We start from the raw sequence: 25,540 nt of genomic DNA, 5'->3' as shown, positions 1-25,540 counted from the left end.
AGCCCCGAGTACGCCCAGTACGAGGGCCTTCGCCCGGCACGCCGAGAGCACGCACCGGACACCGCGGGCACCGCACAGGCCCTTCGCAACACCCCCTAGCCTCGATGCAGCACCCACGACTTGGAGGCCGCGATGCGGATCGTCTTCGACCCGGCCGAGCAGGAAGCCCTCCGGGCCGACGCGCGGGAGCTGGCCGGTTGCGACCCGCAGATCGCCTACGTCCTGGAGCGGCTGGCCGGCGAGGGCGTCGACCTGGAACGCGTCACCTCCTGGGAGGACCTGCGCGAGAACCTCGGGCAGCCCCCGCTCGACGACTCCGCCCCCACCTCCAACGTCGCCTGACGGCGCGGCACAACGGCCCGGTCGAAACGGACTGACCGGGGCGGCGCTCGGCGAGCCGCCCCCGCCGGCACGGCCCCGTCCACGGCCGCCCCTGTCACGGCACCCGGCACACCGGGCCCGGCGGCCGGTGACGCTGCCGCGCAGCCCGTGCGTGGCCGCGGCCTGGGCGCCCGGTCCGGCGTCAGCTCCCACCCCGAGCCTCCCGCACCGAGCCCCCGGCGCCCTCGACATGGACCTCTGCAACGCCACCCCGGGACACCGAGTGCTCCTTCTCGTCCCACCGCACGCTCCTCGGCGTCCCGGTCGACAAGTACGTGTACTGCCCGGTGGGCCTGGGCAGTTACGCGGCGCCACGGACGGCACCTGACCGCCCGTGAGTTACGCAGGCGTCACGCGGACTTCCTCGGACGGCGCCCGGATGGAGGACACCGTGAACCGTGCACCGACCCCCCGGTCCGCCCCGTTGTCCCTGCCCCCGGCCACGCTCCCCGCCGGGCCGGAGGACGGGGACCTCACCGACGGCCTGAAGGAGACGTACTGGTCCGTTCACGACGGCGCCGCCGCCAGTGCCACCGTGCGCCAGGTCCTGACCCGGCTGCCGAAGATCATCGCGCTCGTCGGCCGGCTCGCCTGGAAGGCGGACCGCCGGGCCATGATCGCGGCGGTCGTCTGCCAGCTCGCCTCGGCCGCCATGGCCGCGTTCGGGCTGATCGCCTCGGTCGGCGTGCTCCGGCACCTGTTCGCCGAGGGCCCCACACCGGACCGGGTGCGTGCCGCCGTCCCCCAGATCCTCCTGGTGGCCGGCTTCCTCGCCGCCCGCGCCCTGCTCGACACCGCCGTGGCGGTCGCCCAGGGCCATGTCACACCCAAGATCCGTACGGCGCTGGAGTGCGAGTTCCTCAGCCTGACCGCACACGTGCGGCTCGAGGCCGTGGAGGACTCCGACTGGCACGACGAGGTGCACCGCGCCAACGACCGCGGGCTGTTCTACGCCCGGATGATCGTCGGCCAGGTCGTCTCCCTCGCCTCCGCCGCCCTCTCCCTCCTCGGCACCGCCGGCGTGCTCGGCGTCCTGCACCCCGCGCTCCTGCCGCTCCTGCTGCTGTCCGTACTGCCGGTGGGTGCGGCCGCCGTGCACAGCGCGCGGGCCCGGTTCAACTCCTTCAAGCGGTGGAACGCGCTCCAGCGCCGGGTCCGGGTGTTCTCCTGGCTCCTGCTGGACGTGGACGCCGCCGCGGAACTCCGCTCCGACACGGTCCAGCGCGCCCTGCTCGACGAACACCGCCGGCTGACCACGAAGATCGCCGAGGAGGACACCCGGCTCGGGGTCGGCTCCGCCCTGCTCAACCTGGCCGGCCGGGCGGTCGGCGGGATCGGGACCGGCGTCACGTACACGGCCCTGGCCGCCATGCTGATCGGCGGCTGGCTGCCGCTGGCCGCCGGTGCCGGAGCGGTGCTGGCCATCCAGGCCGGGCAGTCCGCCCTGACCCGGCTCGTCGACGTCGGCCACCTCGTCTACGAGCACGCCCTGTGGGTCGACGACCTCCTCGCCGTCCAGGAGCGCAGCCGCCGCCTCCTGCCCCGCGCCTCGGAGGTCGAGGCACCGGCCGAAGTCGGAGAGATCACGGTCGACGACGTCCACTTCACCTACCCCGGCAAGGACACCCCGGCCCTCGACGGGGTCTCCTTCACCCTCCGCGCCGGGCAGACGGTGGCGTTCGTCGGCCTCAACGGCTCGGGCAAGTCGACGTGCGCCAAGCTGCTGGCCGGGCTGTACGAGGCGCAGCGGGGCAGCGTGCGCTGGGACGGTGTCGACGTGCGCGAGATGGACGCCCGGTCGGTGCACCGGCGGGTCGCCTGTGTGCTCCAGGATCCGGTGCGGTTCCCGTTCAGTGCGCTGGCGAACGTCACCGCCGGGTCGGGCACGCTCACCGAGGCCGTCCCCGAGCGGGCCATGGCCGCCGTGGAGGCTTCCGGCGCGGACGGGGTGGTCGCGGCGCTTCCCGGTCAGTGGACGGCGTTGCTGTCGAGGCGTTTCAAGGGCGGCCAGCAGCTGTCGGGCGGGCAGTGGGCGAAGATCGCGGTGGCCCGCGGCCTGTACCAGGAAGCGGTGCTGCTCCTGCTGGACGAGCCGACGGCCAGCATGGACCCGCCGTCCGAGCACGCCGTGTACGAGGCGGTCCTGCGCGGCCGGCTGCGCAAGGACCAGATCACGGTCCTGATCTCGCACCGGCTGGCGAGCGTCGTCGCGTGCGACCGGATCCTCGTCTTCGACGCGGGCCGGATCGTCGAGTCCGGCTCCCACGAGGAGCTCATGGCGGCGGGCGGCGCCTATGCGGACATGTTCACGCTGCAGGCCAGCGGCTACCGGTCCGGCACCGCCGACCGGGAGCCGGGACGGTGAGCGGCTGCCGCCCGCGGGACGGCCGGGTGCCGGGCCGCCGTCACAGGGTGGCGAGGGCGTCGAGGGATTCCGGGACGGTCTGGCCGCCGTCGACGATGAGGGTCTGGCCGGTGATGAACGCGGCCTCGTCCGAGGCGAGGAACGCCACGGCGTGGGCGATGTCGGCGGTCTCGCCGAGCCTGCCCAGCGGGATCGAGGACGCCATCCGCCGCAGGTAGTCCTCGCCCAGTTCCGCCAGGCCCTCGGTACGGACGTTCCCCGGCAGGACGGCGTTGACGGTGATGCCCGCCGGGGCCAGCTCCAGGGCGGCGCCGCGCAGGAACCCGATCTGGCCGGCCTTGCTCGCCCCGTAGTGCGACCAGCCGGTGTAACCGGTGGTGGGGCCGGTGATGGAGGAGGTCAGGACGATACGGCCGTGGCCGGAGCGTTCCATGGCGGGAAGGCAGGCCCGGGTGGTGAGCATGCAGCCGCGGAGGTTCACCTCCAGGACCTCGTCGATGTCGGCCGCCGTCATCTCCCGCAGCGGCTTCTCCGGGAAGATGCCGGCGTTCGCGCAGAGGATGTCGACGTGCCCGTGGAGTCGTTCGGCGGCGGTGACGGCCGCCTCCACTGCGTGTGCGTCGCGCACGTCCACGCCGGCGCCGGCGACGCGGCCGCCGGTGGACCGGGCGAGGTCGGTGGCGACCGCGCGGGCGGCCTCCGCGTCCCGGCCGGTCAGGAGGACCGCCGCGCCCCGGCGGGCGAACAGTTCGGCGATCCCGCGTCCGATGCCGCGCGTTCCGCCCGTCACGACGACGGACCGCTCGTGCCAGGGGGTGGTGGTCATGGCTGGTCCGCCTCGTCGTTCGGGGGCGCGTCCGGCTTGGTCCGCGGGCGCCGACCGTAGCCGATCCGGCACCGGCCTCCGGGGCTCGCGGCGCCGGTGGGCCGCCTTGACCGGCACCCGGCCGCCGGCCGGCTCATCCGAACGGATGAGCCGGATCGGGGTGCCCCGCCCGGTGCGCTGCACGCCCGGCCGGTCACCGCCGGCCCGGCCCCGGGGCCGGGGCACGCCCGGCCACTACGCTGGAACGGTACGGGCGGTACGTGTACGGAAGCGTGCCCTGCATCCCCGGAGGCGACGATGTCCGATCCGATTCCCCCCGCCGACTGGGAGGAACACTTCGGCCCCGGCCCGCGGCCGGCCCCGGCGGAGGGGGCTCCGCCGCGGCCCGACGTCGTACAGGTGACGGAGCCCGAGGGCGCCGAGGAGGACGAGAGCCGTACGGCCGCGCACCCGGGCAGCGGCCGGCCCGTGGAGGTGCCGCCCCTGCCGGCGCCGCCGCCCGGGGAAGCGCCGCGGCCCCGGTGGCGGCGGCCACCCGGGCAGCGGGACGACAAGGGCGAGCCGACGCGCGGCTGACGGCTCACGGCTCACGGCTCACGGCTCACGGCTCACGGCTCGGGAACGGGGATCAGGGTTCGACGGTGCGTGCGTGGGCGACGAGCTCCCGCAGCGCGGACCCGCCTCCCGCGGCGTTCGGGCCGCCCGCCATGCCCCAGTTCTCGGCACTCTGCTCGGCGACCACGTGCGGTCCGGACTCGCCGGTCCACCAGCCGAAGTACGGGCCGCCGGACTGGCCGGGTCGGACGTCGTTGCGGTGCATGATGCGGATGCCGTTGCGGCCCGCGAAGGACTCGTTGACCGTGCTGTCCATGACGCCGTTCGACGTGTAGACGGGCCGGAGGCTCGATGCGATGTCGCCCGGGTAGCCGATGTGCGACCAGAACGCCCGGCCGTTCCAGCCGGGCGTGTAGTCGTGCGCGCTGCCCATCCATCCGGTGCTGTCGCCGAGCGGGCTGCTGAGCACGCAGACCACGTAGTCGAAGGCGGCCTCGTTGGACTGGATGCCGTCGGCGCCGTTCACCCGCTGCCAGAAGAAGAGGCGGGTGACGTGGGCGGACCCGAACGGGGTGCTCGTGTCGTACTGCATCGGCGTGAAGGTCATCCAGTCGGCGCTGCCGTCCGCACGCCAGGGCACCACATGGCTCGCGGTGAGCATGTGGCGGCGGCCCACCATGACGCCCGATCCCGAGCCGCCGGGGACGGCGACGCGTCCGCAGGTCCGCCACGGGTAGGCGGTATCGAAGATCACCCTGCGGTCTTCCGGCGGGAAGACCGTGGACGGCTCGCCCCGCTCGTCCTGCGCCCCGGGGGGCCGCTTCCACAGCGGCGCCCTGGCCCCCTCCGGGCGCAGCAGTTGCGGGAGCGCGTGCAGGGGTGCGTCCGCGGGCCGGTAGGGCTCGTTCGCACCCTGCCCGTCGGCCTGCCCGGTGAGGTCGGCCTCGGAGACGACGACCACCTCCGGGCGGGGCGGGAATTCGTGCTCGGTGGCCTCCGGCGCCGACGCGGCGCGCTCGAAGGTCGAACCCCAGTTCTCCGGCAGAATCGGTTCGGACATTTCCACCCGTCCTCTCGGCGAAGCGAAGCGTGCGGGCCTCACAGTAGGGAGGGACGAGCGCGGCGGGCGGACGACGGGCAGGGCGTCGCCGAGAAGCACACGTCCGGCCTTCCGCCATGTGGTCAGCGCCGGGCGGTACCGGGCGGCGATCGGTCGGGGTCGGTCCGCGGCGGGTCGGCGCCTATCTGGAGGCGGTGGCCCACGGGGCGAAGGCGTTGTCGACCGAGCGGAGGGTTGCGCGCAGGTCCGGGAAGTGGCGGAGGAGGACGGTCGTCATGCTGTTGTCCTCGATCCAGTCCAGGCCGGTCTGCGTGTACACCTGGGGGGTGTAGTCCGTGGTGAGGAAGCGGTCGCTGTTGAGGCGGCGGGACGCCATCAGGACGAAGATCCGGAAGGCCGTGTCGCTGAAGGCGAAGCCCTTGGGGCGGGGCTCGGCGTACAACCCGACCATCAGGTCGACGCGTTCGATGTCGCCGCCGTACGTCCGGCGCAGTTCCTCGGCCCAGGCGGGGTTGTCCGTGAGGGTGCCGAAGTCCGCGGCGGGCTTGAGGTGGAGCTGCCGCCGGAACTCGTTGTAGCGGGGTACGCCCAGCTCCCGGATGCGCAGTACGTCGACGGCGGCCAGGTCCATCAGCTTGCCGTCGGGGCGTTCGAACTTCTGCAGGAAACCGGGGTAGTTGTGCAGCGTGACGAGCCCGGGGTGGGAGGTGCCGAAGGAGTAGAACAGGTCCGTGGGGCTGTGCTTGCGGTAGATCTCGTAGGCGTGCGGTCCGGTCAGCTCGGCGAACGAGGCCTCCTGGAGCGGGGCGTCGTCGGCGGCCGAGCGGAAGCTCCAGTCGTCGGGCACCAGCGGGTGCATCCGGTAGACAGCGACGAACTCCTCGGTGAGCGCGTACGGGACGCCGAAGTGGTCGGGGCGTCCGCCGACGATGCCGCTGAGCACCTCGTTGCGGCTGACCCGGCCGAGGAGCCGGTGGACGCGCCTGCCGAGCAGCCCGTACCAGTTGGCGTGCATGGCGGTCACGGTGGTCGGGTGGCTGATGACGGCCGGGGTCCACTCGACGGTGTGGATCTTCGCGATGAGGGCCGCGTTGATCAACCGGGCCCGCTGGAAGAGCTGTTCGTCGGTCCAGGCGGGGAACTCGCCGGCCAGCCGGTCGCAGATGGCGTTGTGCTCCAGGATGAACAAGTGGTGCATCATCAGCAGGCCGACCCAGAAGCCCGGGGTGGTGGCGGGGTCCGGCTGGGGGCCGTCGGGGAAGAGCGAGCCGTTGTGGGGGACCCTGAGCTTGCCGTCCTCGCCCGAGCGCAGCTGCCGTTGCGCCGTCAGGTCGTTGCCGTAGACCTGGGATGCGTCCCACCAGTGCGAGTGCTCGTTGAGGTACGTGGGCGGCAGGCCGTCGCCGCCCTCGGGGCGGGTGGGGTCCGGCAGGGTGCGGGGCACGATCATGGGGCGGTCCGGCCAGGGGTCGTCGGGCAGCAGCTCGATCAGCCAGGGGTCGTCTACGGCGCCCTGGCCGTGGCCGACCCAGTCGCGGACCATGAACTGCAGCCAGGACGCGACCAGGGCGTTGACGGAGCCGGCCGGGATGAACTCGTGGCGGGTCAGCAGGTTCCGGCTCACCTCGCGGGGGCTGGGCGACATCAGGTCCGGCAGGGGCTCGGGGTAGGTCTCCTCGGGCGGCACGTTGCGGCCGAAGCGGGAGCCGGCCATGCCCATGCGGGGCTCGTCGAGGTCGTTGTAGGAACCGTCGGCGGTGCGTTCGGTGAGGTGCCGGGTGGCGGGTGGCTCGATGTCGGGCGGGTTCTGCACGGGATAGGAGCCGGTGTCGAAGAGGTTCTTGCGGCGCAGGTTGCCGCGCAGGCCCATGAGCGTGGCGAGGCCGAGCGGGGTCGGCAGGTTCTGCCAGCCGAACTTGCGGTCGGCGGCGAGCGCCAGGTCGTCGTACAGGCGCAGGAAGGGTGAGGAGCCGGTGCCGCGGGCGGGCTGCGGGGCGGCCCGGTCGGCGGTGGTGCCGTCGGAAGGCTTGCGCATGGTCGAACTCCTTCCGGCGTGGCGCCGGTCGGCGAGCGGGAGCGGGAGCGGGGGAAACGGTGGTGCCGGGTGCGGCCAGGCTCAGCTGCGGCCCCGGACCGCTCCTCCGGGCAGCTGGGCCACGAGGGAGAGGGCCACGTTGACCGTCGAGATGGCGGTGGTGGTCATCGCGGCGCGCGGCGGGAGCATGCCGTGCCGGCCGGCCGCGGCCGCCGACAGCGCGTCGCTGGTGTGGATGAGCGTGCCGATGCGCAGCGCCTGTGCGACTCTGTCGGGGTCCTTGAGGAGCAGCAGTTCGGCGCCGATGAACACGGTGCGGACACCGAACATGCGCAGGACGTGGACGAGGCCGGGCTGGTGCTCGTCCGCCCCCAGCCGGCGGGCCACCACCTGCGGGGCGGCCAGCGCCGCCACGCCGTTCACCAGCCGGATCCCGGCCAGGCTGTAGCGCGCGACCGTGCGCGGGTCCATGGCCAGTACCCCTTCCAGAGGGGAAATCTCGTACTACACATGACGATAGTGGACACCGGGAGGCCCCGCTCGCCGTGCCGGCGCGGCGCCCTGGTCCGCCCGGCCCGGATCCCCGTGCGGCGTGCCGTTCATGGACTGGCGCAGGCGTGACAGGTGCAGGTAGATCTCGCGGCGGGCGCGGTTCTGGTTGCCCAGCGGACGGTGCTCGGGCAGGGCGTGCCACGGGTTGAAGGACAGCCGGTCGGCCAGGGCGAACTGCTCGGATTCCTCGAATTCCTGCCTGGGAAGACGGAGTTCGGCGACCTGGACGTACGGGGACAGCCGCTCGGGCCAGACGACGGAGGCGTTTTCGACGGGCATCCGGTGCGGGTCGGTCTGGATCTGCACGAGGAAGTCGAGGACGACGTCCCGTCGGCGCACTGCTCCGGCCAGAGCCTGTTGCAGGTAGTCGTCGGGCGGGTGCCACGGGACCCGGCTGCGGGTCCGTTCGCGCGGCACGAGGGAGTACTGCATGGCCTGGCCCTCGCCGAGCAGGTACGGCACGCAGCTCCAGTAGCGCGTCTCCAGCGGGCTGGTGTGCGTCTTGGCGTACAGGCCCTGCATGAGGAGGTCGCACAGGTGCGGGTGGCGCGGGCCGAGGAAGTAGAGCAGGGGCGTGCCGGCGTAGACGTGCTGCTGGAGGAGCAGGTTGTCGGTGATGTCCGGAGTGGTGAACGTCGGTGCGCTGATGCCGGTGAAGTCCTGCGTGCCCTGCTCGTCGTCGAGCAGCGTCGGGCCCTCGACCCCCATGAGTTTGACCGCGATGCTGAGGACGCCGTTGTCCTTGATGTCGGGCGGGGCGAGCGGGCCGGGACCGGCGAAGCGGACCCAGGCGCGGAAGGTGGCGGGGCGGCGGAACACGCCGTGGCGCAGGTGCTCGGGCAGGTCTTCGCGCACGGTGAACTCGCCGTGGACGATCCCGTACGTCTTGGTGTTGCCGGCCCGTCGGGCGGTGCCCGGGGTGTATTCGCGGTGGACGAACCGGGCCATTTGCCGGGTGATGGCCTCGGTGACCTCCTTCTCCTCCGGGAGCGGGAGTTCTTCGGCGGGACCGAGGTGCCGGTCACGGCGCCGGAGGTTGACGATCCACTGCACGAGCGCCTGCAGGGGACCGCGGAGGGTCCGGTCGAACAGGGGGCGGACGTACGGGTCGATGCGCCGTTCGAGGTGGACCAGGGCGAGGAGGGCGTCGTTGAGGCGCCGTGCCGCGTTCACGGCCCGGGCTCCATTCGGGTGCCCTCGCAGAGGTAGCGCAGGGCGCGGAGGCCGGGCAGGAAGAAGTAGGCGCCGCCGCGGACGTACACGAACTGCGGCAGGTCGCGGTAGCGGGTGCGGACCGGTCTGGCCTGGGCTGTGAAGGTCGAGCGGTGGTCCTGGCGGGCTCCGGCGATGGGGTCCGGGCCGTCGTACAACCCGTTGAAGGTGGGGTTGTTGAGCCAGGTGTGCTGGATGAACTCGAACTGGCGGGAGATGTTGGCGTTGAGGCACAGGAAGTGCAGCCCACTGCCGTCGTCCGTGCCGGACGCTGCCGCGCCGGCGGGCCCGTACGCGCGGCCGTCCGGCCCGTGTGCGCCGCCGTCCGGCCCGTACGCGCGGCCGCGGCGCAGGATCCGGTGGCGTCTGCCGATCGCGATCGAGCGGGCGGTGCCGGGGTCGGGGTCCAGCGAGTCGCGCGGGTGGGCACGTCGCACGTGGGCGCCGAGCGGGCAGCCGAGGCCTTCGGGGTCCGTGTGGAAGTAGCCGAAGTCGTTGTCGGAGGCGAGGGCCGGGTCGTCCCGGTGCGGCGCGCGGACCAGGGGTGCGCCGCTGGGCCAGCGCCCCATCATGCGGGCCGCCAGCTCCCCCGCCGCCTCGGGGTCGGTGGTGCCGTCGGGCCGCCGGGTCGCGTCCTCCAGGTACTGCCGGAAGCCGTCGAGGTCCTGGCGGAACTGCCGGAGGACCAGGTAGCTGCCGTTGCGGCCGAGGTCCGCGCCGGAGCCGTCGTGGGCGCGGGGCAGCAGGCCCGTGGCGTCGTACCCGGCCGGCAGCAGCGGCCGGTCGGTGAGGAGGCCGTACTCGTTGGGGTAGCCGAGGATGAACTCGCCGGCCTTGACGACCTCGTCGCCGCCGGCCCGGGCGGCCTTGGGCAGGCCCTCGACGAGGGGCTGCGAGATGCCGTCGCGGAATCCGAAGGGCTCGCGGTCGGTCAGCTCGGCCGTGCCCAGACGGGCGGTCTCCGTGAAGGCGTCCGCGCCGAGCAGGTCCTGCCGCACCTCCGCCTCCAGCGCGGTGAGCAGCGCCTCGTCACGGGCGTAGAGCAGCGCGAGGGCGTGGACGGGCGGGGTGCCGGGACCGCCCCAGAGCCAGTGCCGGGGGGCGTTCTCCCCCACGTCGCCGAGGAGCCGGGACCGGTTGGGCTCGGCCATGCCGGTGAGGAACTCCTGCGAGAATCCGCCGGCTCCGGGGCCGTCCAGGCCCAGGCGCCGTACGCCCTCGGCGGTGAAGGCCAGGTTCACCGCCCTCTGCGGCGGCTCCGCACCGCCACCGGTCGCCTTCGGTACGAGCCGCGCCAGGGCGGGGCGGGCAGCGGGGCCGGCGATCGTGAGCAGCAGGAAGCAGGCGGCCGTCAGGCTGCTGTAGCCGCGGACGAGGATGCCCTGGATGTCGTCGAGTTCCAGGGGCTCGGGTTCGGATCCTGCTGCCATCGCGTCACGCTCTCCTCCGGCCGTGCCCTGGTCAGAACAGGGCGAGCCAGGCCTGGGTCTCGGCCGGGCCGAGGTCTGCGAACAGGTCCGCGCGGATCCGGGCGTTGGTGTCGATGTTGTGCGTGGTCAGCGTGTCGTACGCCGAGTACCACACCTCGGTCGGCACCTGGTGGCAGCGCAGGTAGCACTTGAAGGCCTGTTCGTCCCTGGCGCCGTCCCGGACCAGCCACCGGGTGCGCGGGTAGCCGTGGCCGTTGCTGAAGACGGCGTTCAGGCCCCAGGCGACCTTGTCGATGAAGTCGTCCATGTAGCTTTCGAGGCTGCCGTCGTAGTTGCTCGCGAAGAGCACCCGCCGTTTGTCGTCGATGAACAGCCAGCGTGCGAAGTGGATGGTCTTGACGCCGGCGAGGTCGCCGCGGTGGAAGAGGTGGCGGACCCCGTAGTCGACGGCGAACAGGATTGCGGTCAGCGTCATCCGCCGGAACCGCCCGGCCTTGACGAAGCCGACCGCGGTGAAGGGGTTCTGTGCGGCGAAGTCCTCACAGGCGGCGAGGCTCGCCACGTGCTCCGGGGCGGGGCGCTCCCGGCCGGGGACGTCGCGCCGCTCGTGCCTGCGCAGCAGCACCGCCCAGACCGGCAGGACGAGCAGCGCCACCGGCAGCAGCGCCAGCCCGGCCAGGGGTACGGCGACCCGGTGCGCGGCCTGCCGGATCCGCCAACGCGTCCCGGGCCGGGCGGCGGGACGGGCTGCCCAGGCCAGGTCGGGCCGGCCGGTGACGAAACGCTGGATCTCGGCCCGTACGGCCCCGGGGTCCCGGGGCGCCGCGGCACCGGACGGGCTCGCGGGCCGCTCGTCGAGGAAGGCTTCGATCGCCTCGCGCAGCCGGGCTTCCTGGAGGATCTGGCGCAGGCCCCGGCCGACGGTGTTGACGTAGAAGGCGGCGCTGGGGACGCAGTGGCCGCGCAGCCATTGGACGCGTGCCGCGTCGGTGGCGTCCGACGGCGGATAGCCCTCGCAGTGGCCGAAGACCTCGCCGACACCGCTGCCGGCCTTGCGGACCAGGTCGGCCAGGTGCGCGTCCAGCGGGGCGTCCACCTCGCTCATGTAGACGATGCTCGCCGGGACGGCCCGGCCCGCGAGGTCGGCCCCGGCGGGCACCAGAACCAGGCGGGCGAAGTGGACGCCGGTCAACTCGGCGAACGGGACGATCTCGCCGGGACCCGCCTTGCGGCCGGCCTCGGCCAGGCGCCGCCGGACCTCGTCGACCCGGTCCCCGGGCACGACCGCCCTGATGGTGACGGCCACCTGGTGCGGGTCCCCGGCCACGTCGGCGGGTGTGGTTGAAGAGTCGAAGGTCAGCGCGAAATGCAGGACCTTGTGCTTCCCCCAGTAGACGATGCCGAGGTACACGCCGGGGGCGATCTCGCGGATCTCGTCGCGGATCCACCGCGCCAGGAACGAGGTCCGGGAGTAGTCCAGGACCGTGCACTCCGCGCCGTCGAGCCGGCTCGGGCCGCGGTAGACCTCCGCCCGGATCGCGGCCACGCCGAACGGGGTGACGCGGTTGAGGAGTTCGCCGCGTCCGGGGTCGAAGACCTTGCCCTTCCAGGCGACGATGCGCGCCAGCCGGGCGACCGCTGCCGACAGCCGGGCGCCGCGCGCCGGCAGGACCGTGCCACGGCCTTCACCCGTGGGGATCACGCCGGCCGGACTGCTGCGGAACAGCTGATCGAGGGCCGGACGCGACATGCCCGGCAACCGGGCCGCGTCCACCCCGGTGTCATGGCTCATCACGCACCTCCGCGGGCGGGCCATGACATCATCGTACGTTCAGCCTGTCCGCCCCGGCATGTCGTGCCCCGGTACGCCCCGTCCTTACAGGGGCTGCTGGATGAACGAGCCGAGTTCCTTGACGTCCATGGTGTCGCGGAGGGCGGCGAGGCGGCTCTCGTTGCGGCGGGACGTGCCGTTGTCCACGCCGAAGAAGAGCAGGTGCCGGTCGGCGTCGTCTTCCCTCAGCAGGGAGACGTTCAGGACGTTCCCCGCCCGGGTGGGGGGCGCGTCGAGCAGCGTGACGAGCTGAGTGCCGACGGCTTCGGCGAGGTCGTCGGCGGTACGGCCGGCGTTCGGGTGCAGCTCGAAGAGGCGGATGTCGTTGCCGAGGTCCAGGCCGGGTCCGGTCCCCCCGGCGGTCGCCTCACCGTCGAGCGGGGCCGGGCCGACGAAGTGGAACGAGCCCAGCCGGTCGATCGCGGTGATGGCCCCGAGGCTTTCGATCGTGGCGTCCGGGGTCCACGAGCCGTCCGTGGACACCAGGAGGAGGTGGCGGCCGTCGGCGTGGTCATGCAGCAGGCGTACCGCGCTGACGTTGCCGAACCGGCCGAGATCGTGCGTCGCCCCGGTCAGGTCGCGCGCCACGGCCTTCTTGACGTCCTCACCCGTCACGCCGCTCTTGGGGCGGAGTTCCAGCGGGAACACGGTGCGCTCTGCGGATGCCATCGGCGGATTCCGTTCTACGGGTGGGTGCGGGGCCACAGGAGCCGGTGCGAGGCGACCTTGCCGTCGCGCACCTCCGTCAGGCTCACGCCGAGGGCGCTTAGCTCCTGCGGGCGGATCCTGCCCAGCCGGTCGGTGAAGGTGTGGATCTTCGACTCGCCCGTGGCGTGCCAGACCGTCCACACGACCTGCTGCTGCTCCTGGTCCTGGTCCTGCTCCTGCTCCTCCTCCACGAACATCCGCTCGATCGTGAACGTCAGGTCCCGGTACAGCGACTGGTACAGCTTCAGGTCCGCCGCGAGGATGTCGAACCCGGGCAGACTTGGGAAGGTCTGCCCCTCGGGCGACGCGTAGTCCTCGTGGACGATGTCACGTGCCACTTCGAGATCGTTCCGGTTCCACACCTCCTCGAAGAACCGACGGACGAGGGCCTGGTCGGACGCGGCTGTCATGGGAGCTCCTCCACGGGACGACAGGAGCGAATCTATGGTCGCGCCGGGCGACGGCAGGGCGGGCCTGGCGGGCACCGGCGGCGGTTGCCGGGGCGAGGTCAGACGCCGCCCTCGATGAGGGTCCAGCCCGAGGAAACCTGGGCGAGGGGGCCGACGTTGGTGTAGGAGCCGTTGACCAGGGTCGAAGTCCAGGCGGTGCCGTCGGTCTTGTAGAAGAACAGGCTGTCCGAGGTCCGGCCCACCTTGTTCCACACCCCGGAGGTGCCGATCTGGTTGAACGAAATGCCGGTGCCTTCGGTGGCCTTGGACACCCGGATTTCGAGCCCTTCGCCGGCCCTCGCCCAGGACAGCACGGAGTCCTTCGTCGCGGTCAGCTCTCCCAGGAAGTCATCCCGCGGAATGCTGCCCTCGTGAGTGTAGACGCCGTCGGTGAGGGTGCCGTAGCCGACCTTGCTCCAGGGGAAATCGGTCCCTCCCTGCCGGGCCGCCGCGACCAGCGTGTCGCAGGAGGCGGCCATCGTCCCCCAGCCGGAGCTGAAGTTGTTGTAGACGCGCACCTGTTGGAACGCACCGTTCTTGAGGGTGCCCGTCACTCCGTAACCGTTCGATTTGTAGAAGATCACGGAGTCGCCGGAGGCCTCGATGTGGGTCCAGCCCTGCGCGAACCCGTAGGTCCCGACACGTGCGTACCTGCCGTTCGTGAACGTACCGATCTCACCGGCGCCGGTGTCCTTGTTGTAGAGCAGCAGCGAGTCACGGCTCGCGGCGCCGTGCGTGTAGCCGGGCGGGAGGTTCAGCGACGCCTTGAACTGCCACTGGCCGGCCGAGAGCGTACCGGTGCCGGCATTCCCGTTGTCGGACCGGTAGAAGAAGATCGACGTACTCGGCGGCGTCTGGTTGCAGAACGGCGACGCGGCACTCGCCGACGTGACCGGACCGGCCAGCAGGACGGCTGTGGTGGCAGTGACGGTGGCGAGTGCGGCCATCAGGGATTTCCTCATGGATGCTCCCCTTTCCTCGCACGGACGCGTGCGCCCGCCCCCGACGGGGACGCACCCGGGCAATGTGAAGGAGGACGCCCGTGCAACCGAACCGGCCACTCCCGGCAGCACCGGCCGTCAGTACTGCCCCGGCCGTCGGTCCGACTTGAACGTCCACGTTCATCCTGCGCCGGAGGGGGACGAGCCGCATTTCGACGCTGAGGCGGGGTGGCGGCGGCTGTCCCCCCGAGCAGCACCGTGAGTCGGTGACCGGCCGGCACATCGCCGCCCTCGACCATCCCGCCTTCCCCGTCGGTGCGGCAGCCACCCACTGCTCACCGCAGCGGCATGCCCGGCAGGCTGTGCCGGGCCGGGTGGGTGGGTGGGTGGGTGCGTGCGTGCGTGAGAATGGTCGGCATGACCACTTGAAGAGCAGCGGCCGGGCGGTGGGAGTGGCGGAAGGTCGGGAGTTGGGAAACCGTTCCCGAGGGGGATCGGCGGGTCTGTGCCGCGTGCGGGACGGGCGTCCGTTCGTACCGGTACCGCCATCACCCGCCCGAATCACCGCTGTTCGAGCGCTGCATCGGACTCGCCTGGTGTGCCGGGTGCCGGATCTACCGCGGCAACATGGTGTTCGTCCCCCGGAAACAGGTCCTCGTCGACCCCCTCGCCTCGCTGCCGCCTGAGCAGCGCGAGCGGCTCCTGCGTTCGGAGGCGCGCCTGGTCGCGTTCCTGGACCGCCGACTGGGCCGGGACGGCGGGACGTAGGGACGGCCGGCGGGCGGCCGCCTCAGGTGCACCGACCGTGTGACGGCCGCGCAGGACACCGTAACGCAACGCAGAAGGCCCCGGTCTCCCTGAGGAGACCGGGGCCTTGTTCGAGCGCTGGGCAGGCCTTGCACCTGCATCCCCCCACGGGAAGTGGGGTGCCTTTCCTTGGACCACCAACGCATGCCCACCACCGGGGAATCCGGCCGCGAGAACAAGATCAACCATACATGACCGGCGCAACCCGGTCCAACCGCCCGGCGGCAGAGGCCCCGGGCCGGGGACGTCGGCTTCGCGGCGCGAGGCGGGCAGGAGGGGTGCAGCCCGGGAGAGACCCCCTCTCCGCCATGTCCCCACGTAGCGACCGGGAACTGGCCCATCACCAGGGCATGTGCCGGGCGGGCGCCTGCGGATCCGGGTGCGGCCGGGCGGCCGGGGGGCAGGTGCACGACCCGTGGCGCCCGCTGACCGGGCAGCGGCCGGAGCGCGTGGGCGGAAATGGCTGGCATGCGCATGACGGGTTGGCGGGGTGCGGGGCTACGTTCTTAGGGCTCCGGAGGGGCGGCTGTCCGAACGCCCGGGCCACCGGCGGGCGGTGGCGGCGCCTCCGCGCCCCGGCTCCGCCGAGGGGCCGGGTCCCCCACACGTGAAGGAGCACCTCCATGTCCCTGGGCACCTGGCTCAAAACAGGCACCGCCGCCGCTGCACTGGTCCTCGCGGCCGCGACTGCCGCGACCGCCGCACCCGCGCCCGTGGCCGTACCGGACGCCGCCGCAGCAGTGGTGACGCTCCGTTACGACGACAGCCGGGCCGTCGGCTGGGAAGCGGCCGTCGCGGCCGGCGTCGCCTCCTGGAACACGAACGTCAGCAACGTACGGCTGGTGAAGGCGGCGCCCGGGGTCCGGGCCGAGATCGTCATCGTGGCCACCACCGGCTGGCCGCAGGCCACCCTCGGACCGGTCCGTCCGGGGCGGCAGGTGCGGGTCGAACTCGGCGCGCAGGCCGTGACCCAGGGCTACGACAAGACGCGCATCACGGCGCACGAGCTGGGCCACAGCCTGGGCCTGCCGGACACCAAGCCGGGGCCGTGCAGCCAGCTGATGTCCGGCTCCAGCGCCGGCACGGCCTGCACGAACGCCGTACCCAACGCGACCGAGCGGTCCCGGGTGCAGTCCGCCTACGCCACCGCGCTCGCCGCCACCGTGCCGACCGACGGCCGGCTTCTCGTCGACGCCCCCTGACGTACGACACGGGGGGGCGGTGCCCCCACCGGCCCCGTCCCGGCACGCCTTGCGCGAGCCCGGGCGGGGCCTCCGCACGGGGCCGCTCAACGACTCCCGTACGGCAGCCACACGTGTCCCGGCCGGAAGGGCACCCACTCCGGACCCAACGGCAGGCGGGTGCGCAGGTGTTCGGCGAGGACCAGTCCCGGCAGCGCGCCGTCGGCGAGCTCCCCGGCCCAGTCGGCGGCGAGGTCGTCGACGTCGAGCAGCGGCTCCGGGTCCCACCCGACCATGGCCGCCAGGTACCCCTCGAACCGCGCGAGCAACCCGTAGAGTCCGCCGCCGAGTTCGGCGAGCTCGGCCTCCGTCAGCTCGAACCGCGGCAGGCTGCCGTCCATCGCGACCCCGTACCCGACGGCCGCCGGCAGGACCGACAGCCACGCGGAACCGTCGGTCACCGACAGGACGGGCCGGTGCAGCGGGATCCGGTGGTCTCCGGAGGGGAGCGTGAAGGGCCACGGCTCGATCCCGGCGGCAGCCCGGGCCGCCGCCACGTCACCGCCGAAGTTCACCACCAGCTCGAAGCACACCGCCACGACCCCACCCCGCCCCCTCGCCCGCCCGCACCCTCGCCCGCCCGCACCTGCCGGCCGCGGGACTGCACGCAACCTACACGGTCGTCCCGGACGCGTCCGCCCGCGCGGCCCCGGTCCCCGGCATCCGCGGCTGTCCTGAGGTCCGGGGCCGGCGCGCCTGCCGTCGGGGTCGTTGCAGCGGTGTTGCAGGTTCGTGGCCATCGCAGCCGGGCGGTTCCCGCAGACGGGGGCGGGCTCCTACGGTCCGTCGGGAACCACGACCCGAGGGAGCCTCCCGTCATGCCCGTCGACCTGTCGGACGAGAGCCAGTACGACCGCGCGCGCCTGCGCCAGTGGGCGCGCGGCCGCGCCCGCTCGGCGGGGGTGGACCGCCGCGACCTGCTCACGCTGTTCGCGGCGGGTGCCGCGGCCGCCGCCCCGCTGTCCCTGACCGCCGCGGAAACCGCCGGGGCGGCCCCCCGCACCGGACCGGTGACTCCCGCCGCGCCCACGGCAGCGGCCGCACCCGGCATCGTGAAGCCCCTGCCGCCCGAGCTGTTCACCCTGCGCGGCACCAACGCCGAGACAAACTTCGAGGCCCTGCGCGGCACCGGCCACCTCACCCCGCTGGACCGGTTCTTCGTCCGCAACCACACCTCCACCCCCCGTCTCGACCCCGCCGACTGGCGCCTGACCGTCTGGGGCGACGCCCTGCCGGAGGGACACGGCCCGGTCGAGTTCTCGTACGACGCGCTGCGCCGCCTGCCGGCGGTCGAACGCACCCTGTTCATCGAGTGCGCGGGCAACGGCCGCAGCTTCTACACCACCCAGCAGGGCCAGACCGTCACCGGGACCGCCTGGACCCTCGGCGCGATCGGCGTGGCCCGCTGGCGCGGCGCCCGGCTCTCGGACGTGCTCCGGAAGGCGGGCGTGACCCGCCGCGCCGTGGACGTACTGCCCCGGGGCCTCGACGACGAGGTGGTGGCGAACGGCGTGAACCTCGGCCGGGTCCGCCGCCCGCTGCCCGTCTCCAAGGCCTTCGACGACGTCATCCTCGCGTACGAGATGAACGGTGAACCGCTGCCCGCCGACCACGGCGGCCCGGTCCGCGTCGTCGTCCCCGAGTGGATCGGCATCTCCTCGGTCAAGTGGGTCGGCGACATCGAGGTCAGCGCCCGGCCCCTCTACACCCCCTGGAACACCGACCTCTACCGCCTCTTCGGTCCCGAGCACCCGCCGCAGGGCAGCGCCCCGCTCACCCGCCAGACCCTCAAGAGCGCCTTCGAACTCCGGCCGGGCGCGACCGTCCCGGCGCACCGCCCCCACCTCCTGACCGGCCGCTCCTGGTCGGGCGCGGCCCCCGTGCACCGGGTCGAGGTCAGCACGGACGGCGGTACGCACTGGCGGCGGGCCCGCTTCCACGACGCCCCGCGCCGCGGCACCTGGGTCCGCTGGTCCGTGCCGTGGACCCCGCGCACCGCGGGCCCCACCGCCCTCCTGGCCCGTGCCACCGACACCACGGGCCGCACCCAGCCGAGCAAGGCCGTCCACAACACCCAGGGCTACCTCTTCGACGCGGTGGTACGCCACCCGGTCACGGTGGTCTGACGGCCCGTCCGGTCGGGAGCACCGGGACCGGCGCGGCGTCAACCCGACGGGCGGACCGCGCGGCAGAAGCGGTGGTCGCGGGCCGCCATGCGCGGGCGCGGGCCGGCGGCGCGCAGGACGACGTCCAGGGCGCGGTCGGGGTCGGCGGCGTAGGTGTTGCTGAACCAGGCCATGTTCGCCTCGACCACCGCCCATGCGTCGGCGGCGGCGCGGTCGGGGCCGGACAGGAGGCCCACGTCCACCACGACGGCGCTGGGCAGGCCGGCGCCGCACGCGGCCAGGAGGCCGTCCGCGAACTCCAGGACGGCGCCTTCGCGGTCGTGCCCGTGCAGTGGTGCGCTGTCGAGCCGGCCGAAGGTGGCGTACTGCGAGCCCGTACGGACCTCGCCGTCCAGGACGTACAGGCGGAACTCGGCTGCCCAGGTCACCACGTCGCTGATCTGCACGGGCAGGTCCGCGGTCAGGTCCGGTCCCGTCGGCAGGTCTCTGCCGACGGCATACACGGCGGCCGGGAAGGTCTTGGCGGTGGGCGGCTTGACGAATGCGGGCCCGGGCAGGGCGCGCGCCTCGCCGAGGGTCGCCAGGGTGATGCGCCGCCGGGTGTACGCGACGGGCAGTGCGGCGAGCCAGTCGTCGGTCGGCTCCAGGAGGGCGACGCCGAGGTCGTCCGCGACGTGTGCCGCGAAGGCGGGGCCGCCGTAGTAGTGGCCGCCGTGCCGCCCCGCCGCACCGCCCGCACCGCCGCGGGCGGGCAGGACCTCCACGTCCATTCCGCGCCGCCGCGCCGCCGCCGCGAGCAGCTCGGACGTCGTCGTGTACTGCGGGGCCATCGCCAGGAATCCGTGGTTCGTCACAGGCGCCGACGATGTCACCGATCGGGTCCGGCGGTCCACCGGATTCGGGCCCGGGGACCGGCGGTGCCCCTCACAGCCAGCCGCTGCGCTGGGCCTGCAGGGCCATCTGGAAGCGGTTCTCGGCGCCCAGACGGGCCATCAGGATCTGAAGGCGGCGGAAGAACGTGCGGCGGCTGATGCCCAGTTCGCGGGCGATGACCTCGTCGGCGGCGCCGCCGGCGAGGAGGCGGAGCAGGCGGCGGTCGGCCGGCAGCAGGCCCGCCGGGCGGGTGGCGCGGCCGTCGAGGGGCAGGGCCGCCTGCCAGGTCTGCTCAAACAGGGCGACCAGCGCGGAGAGCAGCCCGCACGGCTGCACCACCAGCATCGTGTTGTGCACGTCCGCCTCCCTGATCGACAGGGACACCAGGGCGTACGCCTCGTCGATGATCACCAGTTTCACCGGCACCTGCGGTGCGACCCGGGCCTGTTCGCCGGCGTCGATGCAGGGTTCGATGGCGTTCTCCAGCTGTCCGGGCACCTCCAGGGAGGCCTTCGAGTAGACGACCCGCTGGGTGATGCCGCGGGCGAGCGTTCCCAGGGCGTCGTCGGTGGCTCCGGCCAGCGGGAAGTACGGCGGCGAGTCCAGCTGGCGGATCTGCTCCCGGGCGCTGGCCCAGGCGTGGCGCATCCGGGGGCCGATGGCCTCGCCGGTCACCACCTCGACGAGGTGGTCGTTGTACGCCGCGAGCCGCTGGCGGCGGAACGAGTCGAACGCCCCGCCCACGGTGATGCGCGACTTCTCCAGCTCCGCCGCCCGGCGCCGGGCGAGGATCTCCAGCCCTGCGGTGGGCGGCACCGGCGCCACCACGTCCGCCCCCTCCTCGGCGGTGCTGGCCAGCCCGGCATCGACCAGTTCGCCGTATGCGGCGTCGAGTTCGGCGCCGGCCAGCCCGGCGGCCCGCCCGATCGCGGCGAGGGGCACGGGGGCCAGTTCCAGGAGGGCCGTGTAGACCCGGCCCGCTTCGGGACCGATGCCCAGCAGGCGCAGGGCCTCGCCCAGTTTCACGTTTGCCATGCACGGCATTGTCCCGGTCCGCGAGACCGCAGTGGCCGATCGGTGCCACTGACACGCATGGCCCTCCCGGGTGCACGGGTCCGCAGTACCGTCCGGGAGTCGCCGAGGCCCCTCGGCAGTCGACCCGATCCGGAAGCAGGTGCACGACGTGGCGAAGGCCCGGAAGAACGGCCTCTACTCGGGGATCTCCGCGGAGCTGTCCGCCCTGATGAAGACGGGCTGGGCGGACACCGAGCGGCACGAACTCCCGCTCGACGAACAGGCTCCGTACGCGGCCCGCCGCCGCGCCGCCCTGTCCGCGCTCTTCCCCGGCGAGCGGCTGGTGATCCCGTCGGGCAACCTCAAGGCGCGCTCGAACGACGACACTTACCCGTTCCGCCCGTACTCCGGCTACGTCCACATGACCGGCGACCAGGCCCGCGACGGCGCCCTGGTCCTCGAACCCCGCCCGGAAGGCGGTCACGACGCGTACTGCTACGTCCTGCCGCGCGACGGCCGGGACACCGACGAGTTCTGGCTGGGCTACCACGCCGAGCTCTGGATGGGCCGCCGCCGTTCGCTGGCCGAGTCGGAGCGGGTGCTCGGACTGTCCTGCCGCGACGTCCGCGCCGTGGCGGACGACCTGCGCGCCGATTCCGCCGTGCCCACCCGCATCGTCCGCGGCGTCGACGCGGCGCTGGAGGCCGCCGTCACCAGCGACGAGGAGCGCGACGAGGAGCTGGAGGAGGCGCTGAGCGGGCTGCGCCTCGTCAAGGACGCGTGGGAGATAGGCGAGATGCGCAAGGCGGTGGACTCGACCGTGCGCGGCTTCACCGACTGCGTGGGCGAGCTGTCGCGGGCGGTGGCGTCGTCCGAGCGGTGGGTCGAGGGCACCTTCTTCCGCCGTGCCCGGCTGGAGGGCAACTCGGTCGGCTACGGCTCGATCTGCGCGGCCGGCGATCACGCCACGATCATGCACTGGACCGACAACGACGGCCCGGTGCGCCCCGGCGACCTGCTGCTGCTCGACGCCGGCGTGGAGTCGCGCACCCTCTACACCGCCGACGTCACCCGCACCCTGCCGGTCAGCGGCACCTTCACCGCCGTGCAGCGCACGGTGTACGACGCGGTGTACGAGGCCCAGGAGGCGGGCATGGCCGCGGTGAAGCCGGGGGCCGCGTACCGCGACTTCCACGTGGCGGCCCAGCGGTACCTGGCGGAGAAGCTGGTCGAGTGGGGCTTCATCGAGGGCCCGGCGGACCGCGCGTACGAACTCGGGCTGCAGCGCCGCTTCACCATGGCCGGCACCGGGCACATGCTCGGCCTGGACGTCCACGACTGCGCCGAGGCCCGCAACGAGGAGTACGTCGACGGCGTGCTGGAGCCGGGCATGGTGCTCACCGTCGAACCGGGCCTGTACTTCCAGCCGGACGACCTCACCGTGCCCGAGGAGTGGCGCGGCATCGGCGTCCGGATCGAGGACGACCTGCTGGTGACGGCCGACGGCCACGAGAACCTGTCCGCGGGCCTGCCCCGCTCGTCGGACGAGGTCGAGGCGTGGATGGCCCGCGTCGCGGGCTGACGGACGCCCTCGGGCCGGCACGGGCGCGAGCCCGTGCCGGCCCGGAACGGCGGGCGGCCGGCGGCGCCGGACCGGCGGGTGCTCTGGCATGCTGGCGGCGTGCAGCCGCCCTCGTCCGTGACGCCCGACGCACCCGCCCGCATAGCGGGGCCGCTGCTGACCCAGCAGTGGCTGGACCTGACCTTCGTCCACTGGGCCGTGGACCCGGCCGTCGTGGCCCCGCTCCTGCCGGGCGGAACGGTGCCCGATGTGCACGACGGGGTCAGTTACGTCGGGCTGGTGGCGTTCCGCATGCACCGGGTCGGCTGGCTGCGGCTGCCCGGCATCCCGTACCTCGGCTCGTTCCCGGAGACCAACGTGCGCCTGTACTCGGTCGACGCGCACGGGCGGCGCGGGGTCGTCTTCCGGTCGATGGACGCCTCGCGGCTGCTCCCGGTCCTGATGGGGCGGGCCGGATTCCGGCTGCCGTACCTGTGGTCCCGGATGAGCGTCCGCACCGAGGGCGGCACGGTGGGCTACACGAGTACCCGGCGCTGGCCCGGCCCGCGCGGTGCGCACAGCCGCATCACGGTGGCCAGGGGCGAGCGGATCGAGGAGCCCACCGAGCTGGAGCACTTCCTCACCGCGCGCTGGGGCCTGCACAACCGCTTCTTCGGCAGGACCGCGTACCTGCCCAACGACCATCCTCGCTGGCCCCTCTACCGCGCGGACCTCCTGGCCTGCGAGGAGAACCTGCTCGCCGCGGCCGGTCTCACCGCGCCCCTCGGCGCCCCGGTGAGCGTGCTCTACTCGCCGGGGGTGCCGGTCCGTCTCGGCAGCCCGTCGCTCGCCGGAGCTGCGGGCCCGCGCGTCGGGTAGCGGCCGGGTACGGCGGCTGCCGGTGGGTTGCTCCGGTTCGACCGGTGGTCACTCCGGTTCGACGGGTGGTCACTCCGGTTCGGCCGGTGGTCACTCCGGTTCGACGGGCAGCCACAGTTCGCAGGTCGCGGTGGTGAAGTCGGGCGCGTGGTCCAGGGTGGTGACGATCGAGGGGCCGGGGCGCAGCCGCCACGGGTTCGAGGGGAACCAGTCGGTCGCGGTCGCCGCCCAGGCCGTCTGGAGGGTCTGGGGGTGCGGACCGCTGGTGCGGAAGACCGCCCACATGCCGTCGGGGACCTCGATGGCGTCGAGGTCCGCGGGGGCGGGGGTGTCCCGGCCGACGGCCACCCCGTGCAGGTAGGTGAGTTCGGTGCCCTCCCTGCCGTCGGGGTCGACGTCGTCGCAGACCTGGAGCAGGCCTTCGGGTGCCGTGTCGGCCAGTGCCTTGAGGCGCTGGTGCTCCTCGGGCGGCAGCGCGGCGATGTGCTCCTGGATGCGGGGGTTGGGGCCCTGGTGGACGAGCGGGACCCGGATGGCGTGTCCGACCAGGCGGAACGCGGGCCGGTTGACGAGGCGGGTGTCCATGGGGACGCTCCCTTCTACGGTCAGGCGGAACCTGAGCTGTGGTTGTGTACGCAGGGGGCCTCCGTCGCGGCGCACGTCGCCGGGGCCGGCGCCGTGCACGGCCCGGAACGCGCGGCCGAACGCCTCGGCCGAGCCGTAGCCGTGCCGGACCGCGATGCCGAGCAGGTCGTGCTCGCCGCGGACTACCTCGGCGGCGGCCACGGTCATGCGCCGCCGCCGCACGTACTCCGACAGCGGCATGCCGGCCAGCGACGAGAACATCCGGCGCAGGTGGTATTCGGTCGAGCCGACCGACGCCGCCAGTGCGCTGACGTCGGGATCCTCCGCGAGCTGCTCCTCGACGAGGTCGACGAGCCGGTTGAGTGCCGAGATCACGAGGCCTCCTTTCGACTCCCACCCTGGCAGCGGGCACCCCGCCGGCACCCGATCGCTGCGAACCGATCCGATCATGCCGGTGCTTCCTGCCTCCGCGGACTGGGTACGCACTCGCGTGGCACTCCGGTGCCAGTCCTGCTGCGCTGCCGGTACGACGAGGAGAAGCGGACCCGATGGACGCCCTGAAACTGCAGCTCATGTACCTCGACCTGACGACCGCGCACGTGGCGGACGCGCTCCTGCGGCTGGGTCTGCCGATCCGGCAGGCCCCGGCGACCGTGCGGCCGCTGGGCGACGGCGTGCACATGGCCGGCCGGGCCCGGCCGGCACGTCATCACGGCAGCGTGGACGTGTTCCTGGAGGCGATCGGGCACGCGGACGCCGGGGACGTGCTCGTGGTCGACAACGCCGGACGTGACGACGAGGCGTGCGTGGGCGACCTGGTGGCCCTGGAGGCCGAACGGGCCGGGCTGGCCGGCCTGGTGGTGTGGGGGCTGCACCGGGACACCCGCGAGCTGCGCGGCATGCGGCTGCCCGTGTTCAGCCAGGGGGCGCTGCCCGCCGGTCCGCAGCGGCTCGAACCGCAGGGGCCCGACTCTCTCGTCTCGGCCCGGATCGGCGGGGTGGAGGTCACCCGCGAGGACTTCGTCCTCGGCGACGACGACGGGGTGCTCTTCCTGCCGCTCGACCGGGCCGCCGACATCGCCGCGGCGGCGGGTGGTATCCGCGACACCGAACGCCACCAGGCGGCCCGGATGCGGCTCGGCACCAGCCTGCGCACCCAGGTCCGGTTCGCCGACCACCTCGCGGCGCGCGACCGGGACGGCACGACGTTCCGCGAGCACCTGCGGGCCATCGGCGGGGCCATCGAGGAGTAGATCCCGTCATTGATTCGGCATCGGGCGAAATGTTGCGGCAAGCTGGGGGCATGCATCAGTCCCCCGCCGGGCAACCGTCCGACCCCCGCGATCCGGCGTCCCCGGCCCCGGCCGCGACTCCGGCCCCGGCCCCGGCCCCGGCAGCGGCCCCGGCCGCGCGTCTGGCGAGCCTGGCCGGGGCCCTGGCCGACGAGACCCGGGCGGCCATCTGCATGGCCCTGCTGGAGGGGCGCGCCTGGACGGCGGGCGAGCTGGCCAGGATCACCGGGGTGGCGCCGTCCACCATGACCGGGCACCTGGTGCGGCTTGAGGAGGCGGGTGTCTGCGTGACCGAGCGGCAGGGCCGGCACCGGTACGTGCGGATCGCCGACGCCGCGACGGCCCGGCTGGTGGACGGGCTGGCCTCGTTCGCGATCCCGGACCGGGACGCGGCCCACGCGGTGCCGGTGGTCGGCGCACCCGATCCGCTGGCGCGGGCCCGTACCTGCTACGACCACTTCGCGGGGCGCCTGGGGATGGCCGTCACCGACGCCATGGAGCGGGGCGGGCTGCTGCGGACCGACGGGGTGTTCGAGCTCACTGCGGCGGGGCGGGAGTGGTGCGCCGGGGCGGGCGTGGACCTGGTGCAGACGGGGCGCCGGCCGCTGGTGAGTGCCTGCCTGGACTGGACGGAGCGGCGCCGGCACCTGGGCGGCCTGGCGGGGGCCCGGCTGTGCACCCGAGCACTGGACGCCGGCTGGGTGGGCCGGCCCGCGTCCGGTGGGCGGGGCCTGCTGGTGACGGCGGCCGGCGAACGGGCCTTCACCGAGCTGCTCGGCATCGGGCCGGAGGCGTACGCCTGACGGGACGCGCGGTC

24 protein-coding genes are annotated in these 25,540 nt (G+C 73.5%); 10 read left to right on the top strand and 14 right to left on the bottom strand.

The window, feature by feature from the left end; all coding sequences use genetic code 11:
- Window positions 1-132 precede the first annotated feature (132 nt).
- Window positions 133-342 carry a hypothetical protein gene (locus LG634_RS06165; protein WP_226732600.1) on the top strand — a complete coding sequence of 70 codons (210 nt, stop codon included), beginning with the start codon at window positions 133-135 and terminating at the stop codon, window positions 340-342.
- Between the two features lie 430 nt (window positions 343-772).
- Window positions 773-2,746: an ABC transporter ATP-binding protein gene (locus LG634_RS06160; RefSeq protein WP_226732599.1), complete on the top strand. Its 1,974-nt coding sequence runs from the start codon at window positions 773-775 to the stop codon at window positions 2,744-2,746.
- A 40-nt stretch (window positions 2,747-2,786) separates the two neighbouring features.
- Here LG634_RS06160 and fabG read toward each other — a convergent pair whose 3' ends face one another.
- Window positions 2,787-3,572 (bottom strand): 3-oxoacyl-ACP reductase FabG, encoded by a 786-nt coding sequence (fabG, locus tag LG634_RS06155; RefSeq protein WP_226732598.1) that lies wholly within the window; start codon window positions 3,570-3,572, stop codon window positions 2,787-2,789.
- 297 nt (window positions 3,573-3,869) lie between these two features.
- Between fabG and LG634_RS06150 the strand changes: the two genes are divergently transcribed.
- Complete coding sequence (locus tag LG634_RS06150; protein ID WP_226732597.1) at window positions 3,870-4,148, top strand: hypothetical protein; 279 nt, start codon at window positions 3,870-3,872, stop codon at window positions 4,146-4,148.
- 52 nt (window positions 4,149-4,200) lie between these two features.
- Here LG634_RS06150 and LG634_RS06145 read toward each other — a convergent pair whose 3' ends face one another.
- From LG634_RS06145 to LG634_RS06105, 9 genes are all read right to left on the bottom strand, one after another.
- Window positions 4,201-5,187 (bottom strand): trypsin-like serine peptidase, encoded by a 987-nt coding sequence (locus tag LG634_RS06145; RefSeq protein ID WP_226732596.1) that lies wholly within the window; start codon window positions 5,185-5,187, stop codon window positions 4,201-4,203.
- 181 nt (window positions 5,188-5,368) lie between these two features.
- Window positions 5,369-7,222: a peroxidase family protein gene (locus LG634_RS06140; RefSeq protein ID WP_226732595.1), complete on the bottom strand. Its 1,854-nt coding sequence runs from the start codon at window positions 7,220-7,222 to the stop codon at window positions 5,369-5,371.
- A gap of 81 nt (window positions 7,223-7,303) precedes the next feature.
- Window positions 7,304-7,693 (bottom strand): hypothetical protein, encoded by a 390-nt coding sequence (locus LG634_RS06135; RefSeq protein WP_226732594.1) that lies wholly within the window; start codon window positions 7,691-7,693, stop codon window positions 7,304-7,306.
- A gap of 33 nt (window positions 7,694-7,726) precedes the next feature.
- The gene (locus LG634_RS06130) at window positions 7,727-8,947 is read right to left on the bottom strand and encodes a catalase family protein (protein WP_226732593.1); all 1,221 of its coding nucleotides are present in this window, start codon (window positions 8,945-8,947) and stop codon (window positions 7,727-7,729) included.
- A complete protein-coding gene (locus LG634_RS06125; protein ID WP_226732592.1) occupies window positions 8,944-10,416 on the bottom strand; it encodes a Dyp-type peroxidase in 1,473 nt (490 codons plus the stop codon). The genes LG634_RS06130 and LG634_RS06125 overlap by 4 nt, the downstream gene beginning before the upstream one ends.
- Window positions 10,417-10,447: 31 nt before the next feature.
- Window positions 10,448-12,208, bottom strand: a complete 1,761-nt coding sequence (locus LG634_RS06120; RefSeq protein ID WP_226732591.1) for a hypothetical protein — start codon at window positions 12,206-12,208, stop codon at window positions 10,448-10,450.
- Between the two features lie 84 nt (window positions 12,209-12,292).
- Window positions 12,293-12,916, bottom strand: a complete 624-nt coding sequence (locus tag LG634_RS06115; protein ID WP_226732590.1) for a hypothetical protein — start codon at window positions 12,914-12,916, stop codon at window positions 12,293-12,295.
- Between the two features lie 14 nt (window positions 12,917-12,930).
- On the bottom strand, window positions 12,931-13,365 hold the full coding sequence (locus LG634_RS06110) for an ester cyclase (RefSeq protein ID WP_226732589.1): 435 nt from the start codon (window positions 13,363-13,365) through the stop codon (window positions 12,931-12,933).
- Between the two features lie 98 nt (window positions 13,366-13,463).
- Entirely contained in the window at window positions 13,464-14,366 is a 903-nt protein-coding gene (locus LG634_RS06105) for a hypothetical protein (RefSeq protein WP_226732588.1), read from the bottom strand.
- 606 nt (window positions 14,367-14,972) lie between these two features.
- Between LG634_RS06105 and LG634_RS06100 the strand changes: the two genes are divergently transcribed.
- Together LG634_RS06100 and LG634_RS06095 are read left to right on the top strand one after the other, a co-directional pair.
- The gene (locus LG634_RS06100) at window positions 14,973-15,113 is read left to right on the top strand and encodes a hypothetical protein (RefSeq protein WP_226732587.1); all 141 of its coding nucleotides are present in this window, start codon (window positions 14,973-14,975) and stop codon (window positions 15,111-15,113) included.
- 662 nt (window positions 15,114-15,775) lie between these two features.
- A complete protein-coding gene (locus LG634_RS06095) occupies window positions 15,776-16,354 on the top strand; it encodes a snapalysin family zinc-dependent metalloprotease (RefSeq protein ID WP_226732586.1) in 579 nt (192 codons plus the stop codon).
- Between the two features lie 86 nt (window positions 16,355-16,440).
- On the opposite strand, the gene LG634_RS06090 is transcribed toward LG634_RS06095, so the two are convergent.
- Window positions 16,441-16,932, bottom strand: a complete 492-nt coding sequence (locus tag LG634_RS06090) for a hypothetical protein (RefSeq protein WP_226732585.1) — start codon at window positions 16,930-16,932, stop codon at window positions 16,441-16,443.
- 279 nt (window positions 16,933-17,211) lie between these two features.
- Here LG634_RS06090 and LG634_RS06085 point away from each other — a divergent pair, with 279 nt between their 5' ends.
- Window positions 17,212-18,519 (top strand): sulfite oxidase, encoded by a 1,308-nt coding sequence (locus LG634_RS06085; RefSeq protein WP_226732584.1) that lies wholly within the window; start codon window positions 17,212-17,214, stop codon window positions 18,517-18,519.
- 38 nt (window positions 18,520-18,557) lie between these two features.
- On the opposite strand, the gene LG634_RS06080 is transcribed toward LG634_RS06085, so the two are convergent.
- Together LG634_RS06080 and LG634_RS06075 are read right to left on the bottom strand one after the other, a co-directional pair.
- The gene (locus LG634_RS06080; protein ID WP_226732746.1) at window positions 18,558-19,349 is read right to left on the bottom strand and encodes an ATP-grasp domain-containing protein; all 792 of its coding nucleotides are present in this window, start codon (window positions 19,347-19,349) and stop codon (window positions 18,558-18,560) included.
- 94 nt (window positions 19,350-19,443) lie between these two features.
- Window positions 19,444-20,427: a helix-turn-helix domain-containing protein gene (locus tag LG634_RS06075; RefSeq protein WP_226732583.1), complete on the bottom strand. Its 984-nt coding sequence runs from the start codon at window positions 20,425-20,427 to the stop codon at window positions 19,444-19,446.
- 148 nt (window positions 20,428-20,575) lie between these two features.
- Between LG634_RS06075 and LG634_RS06070 the strand changes: the two genes are divergently transcribed.
- Both LG634_RS06070 and LG634_RS06065 read left to right on the top strand, forming a co-directional pair.
- Window positions 20,576-21,988 carry an aminopeptidase P family protein gene (locus LG634_RS06070; protein WP_226732582.1) on the top strand — a complete coding sequence of 471 codons (1,413 nt, stop codon included), beginning with the start codon at window positions 20,576-20,578 and terminating at the stop codon, window positions 21,986-21,988.
- Between the two features lie 99 nt (window positions 21,989-22,087).
- On the top strand, window positions 22,088-22,846 hold the full coding sequence (locus LG634_RS06065; RefSeq protein ID WP_226732581.1) for a YqjF family protein: 759 nt from the start codon (window positions 22,088-22,090) through the stop codon (window positions 22,844-22,846).
- A gap of 90 nt (window positions 22,847-22,936) precedes the next feature.
- Here LG634_RS06065 and LG634_RS06060 read toward each other — a convergent pair whose 3' ends face one another.
- Window positions 22,937-23,806, bottom strand: a complete 870-nt coding sequence (locus LG634_RS06060; protein ID WP_226732580.1) for an AraC family transcriptional regulator — start codon at window positions 23,804-23,806, stop codon at window positions 22,937-22,939.
- A gap of 173 nt (window positions 23,807-23,979) precedes the next feature.
- Here LG634_RS06060 and LG634_RS06055 point away from each other — a divergent pair, with 173 nt between their 5' ends.
- Window positions 23,980-24,684, top strand: coding sequence for an RraA family protein (locus tag LG634_RS06055; protein ID WP_226732579.1), 705 nt, complete (start codon window positions 23,980-23,982; stop codon window positions 24,682-24,684).
- 50 nt (window positions 24,685-24,734) lie between these two features.
- Window positions 24,735-25,526, top strand: a complete 792-nt coding sequence (locus tag LG634_RS06050) for an ArsR/SmtB family transcription factor (RefSeq protein WP_226732578.1) — start codon at window positions 24,735-24,737, stop codon at window positions 25,524-25,526.
- Window positions 25,527-25,540 lie beyond the last annotated feature (14 nt).

Origin of the sequence: Streptomyces bambusae, from assembly GCF_020532645.1 — a bacterium.
GTDB lineage: Bacteria > Actinomycetota > Actinomycetes > Streptomycetales > Streptomycetaceae > Streptomyces > Streptomyces bambusae.
This window is presented reverse-complemented; position numbering and strand designations above follow the sequence as displayed.

What these genes read in the sequence shown, in the direction of transcription:
- LG634_RS06165 (WP_226732600.1), top strand. Translation starts at nt 133, where the DNA reads ATGCGGATCGTCTTCGACCCGGCCGAGCAGGAAGCCCTCCGGGCCGAC.
- fabG (WP_226732598.1), bottom strand. Translation starts at nt 3,572, where the DNA reads ATGACCACCACCCCCTGGCACGAGCGGTCCGTCGTCGTGACGGGCGGA.
- LG634_RS06150 (WP_226732597.1), top strand. Translation starts at nt 3,870, where the DNA reads ATGTCCGATCCGATTCCCCCCGCCGACTGGGAGGAACACTTCGGCCCC.
- LG634_RS06145 (WP_226732596.1), bottom strand. Translation starts at nt 5,187, where the DNA reads ATGTCCGAACCGATTCTGCCGGAGAACTGGGGTTCGACCTTCGAGCGC.
- LG634_RS06140 (WP_226732595.1), bottom strand. Translation starts at nt 7,222, where the DNA reads ATGCGCAAGCCTTCCGACGGCACCACCGCCGACCGGGCCGCCCCGCAG.
- LG634_RS06135 (WP_226732594.1), bottom strand. Translation starts at nt 7,693, where the DNA reads ATGGACCCGCGCACGGTCGCGCGCTACAGCCTGGCCGGGATCCGGCTG.
- LG634_RS06125 (WP_226732592.1), bottom strand. Translation starts at nt 10,416, where the DNA reads ATGGCAGCAGGATCCGAACCCGAGCCCCTGGAACTCGACGACATCCAG.
- LG634_RS06120 (WP_226732591.1), bottom strand. Translation starts at nt 12,208, where the DNA reads ATGAGCCATGACACCGGGGTGGACGCGGCCCGGTTGCCGGGCATGTCG.
- LG634_RS06115 (WP_226732590.1), bottom strand. Translation starts at nt 12,916, where the DNA reads ATGGCATCCGCAGAGCGCACCGTGTTCCCGCTGGAACTCCGCCCCAAG.
- LG634_RS06110 (WP_226732589.1), bottom strand. Translation starts at nt 13,365, where the DNA reads ATGACAGCCGCGTCCGACCAGGCCCTCGTCCGTCGGTTCTTCGAGGAG.
- LG634_RS06105 (WP_226732588.1), bottom strand. Translation starts at nt 14,366, where the DNA reads ATGAGGAAATCCCTGATGGCCGCACTCGCCACCGTCACTGCCACCACA.
- LG634_RS06100 (WP_226732587.1), top strand. Translation starts at nt 14,973, where the DNA reads ATGGTGTTCGTCCCCCGGAAACAGGTCCTCGTCGACCCCCTCGCCTCG.
- LG634_RS06095 (WP_226732586.1), top strand. Translation starts at nt 15,776, where the DNA reads ATGTCCCTGGGCACCTGGCTCAAAACAGGCACCGCCGCCGCTGCACTG.
- LG634_RS06085 (WP_226732584.1), top strand. Translation starts at nt 17,212, where the DNA reads ATGCCCGTCGACCTGTCGGACGAGAGCCAGTACGACCGCGCGCGCCTG.
- LG634_RS06080 (WP_226732746.1), bottom strand. Translation starts at nt 19,349, where the DNA reads ATGGCCCCGCAGTACACGACGACGTCCGAGCTGCTCGCGGCGGCGGCG.
- LG634_RS06075 (WP_226732583.1), bottom strand. Translation starts at nt 20,427, where the DNA reads ATGGCAAACGTGAAACTGGGCGAGGCCCTGCGCCTGCTGGGCATCGGT.
- LG634_RS06055 (WP_226732579.1), top strand. Translation starts at nt 23,980, where the DNA reads ATGGACGCCCTGAAACTGCAGCTCATGTACCTCGACCTGACGACCGCG.
- LG634_RS06050 (WP_226732578.1), top strand. Translation starts at nt 24,735, where the DNA reads ATGCATCAGTCCCCCGCCGGGCAACCGTCCGACCCCCGCGATCCGGCG.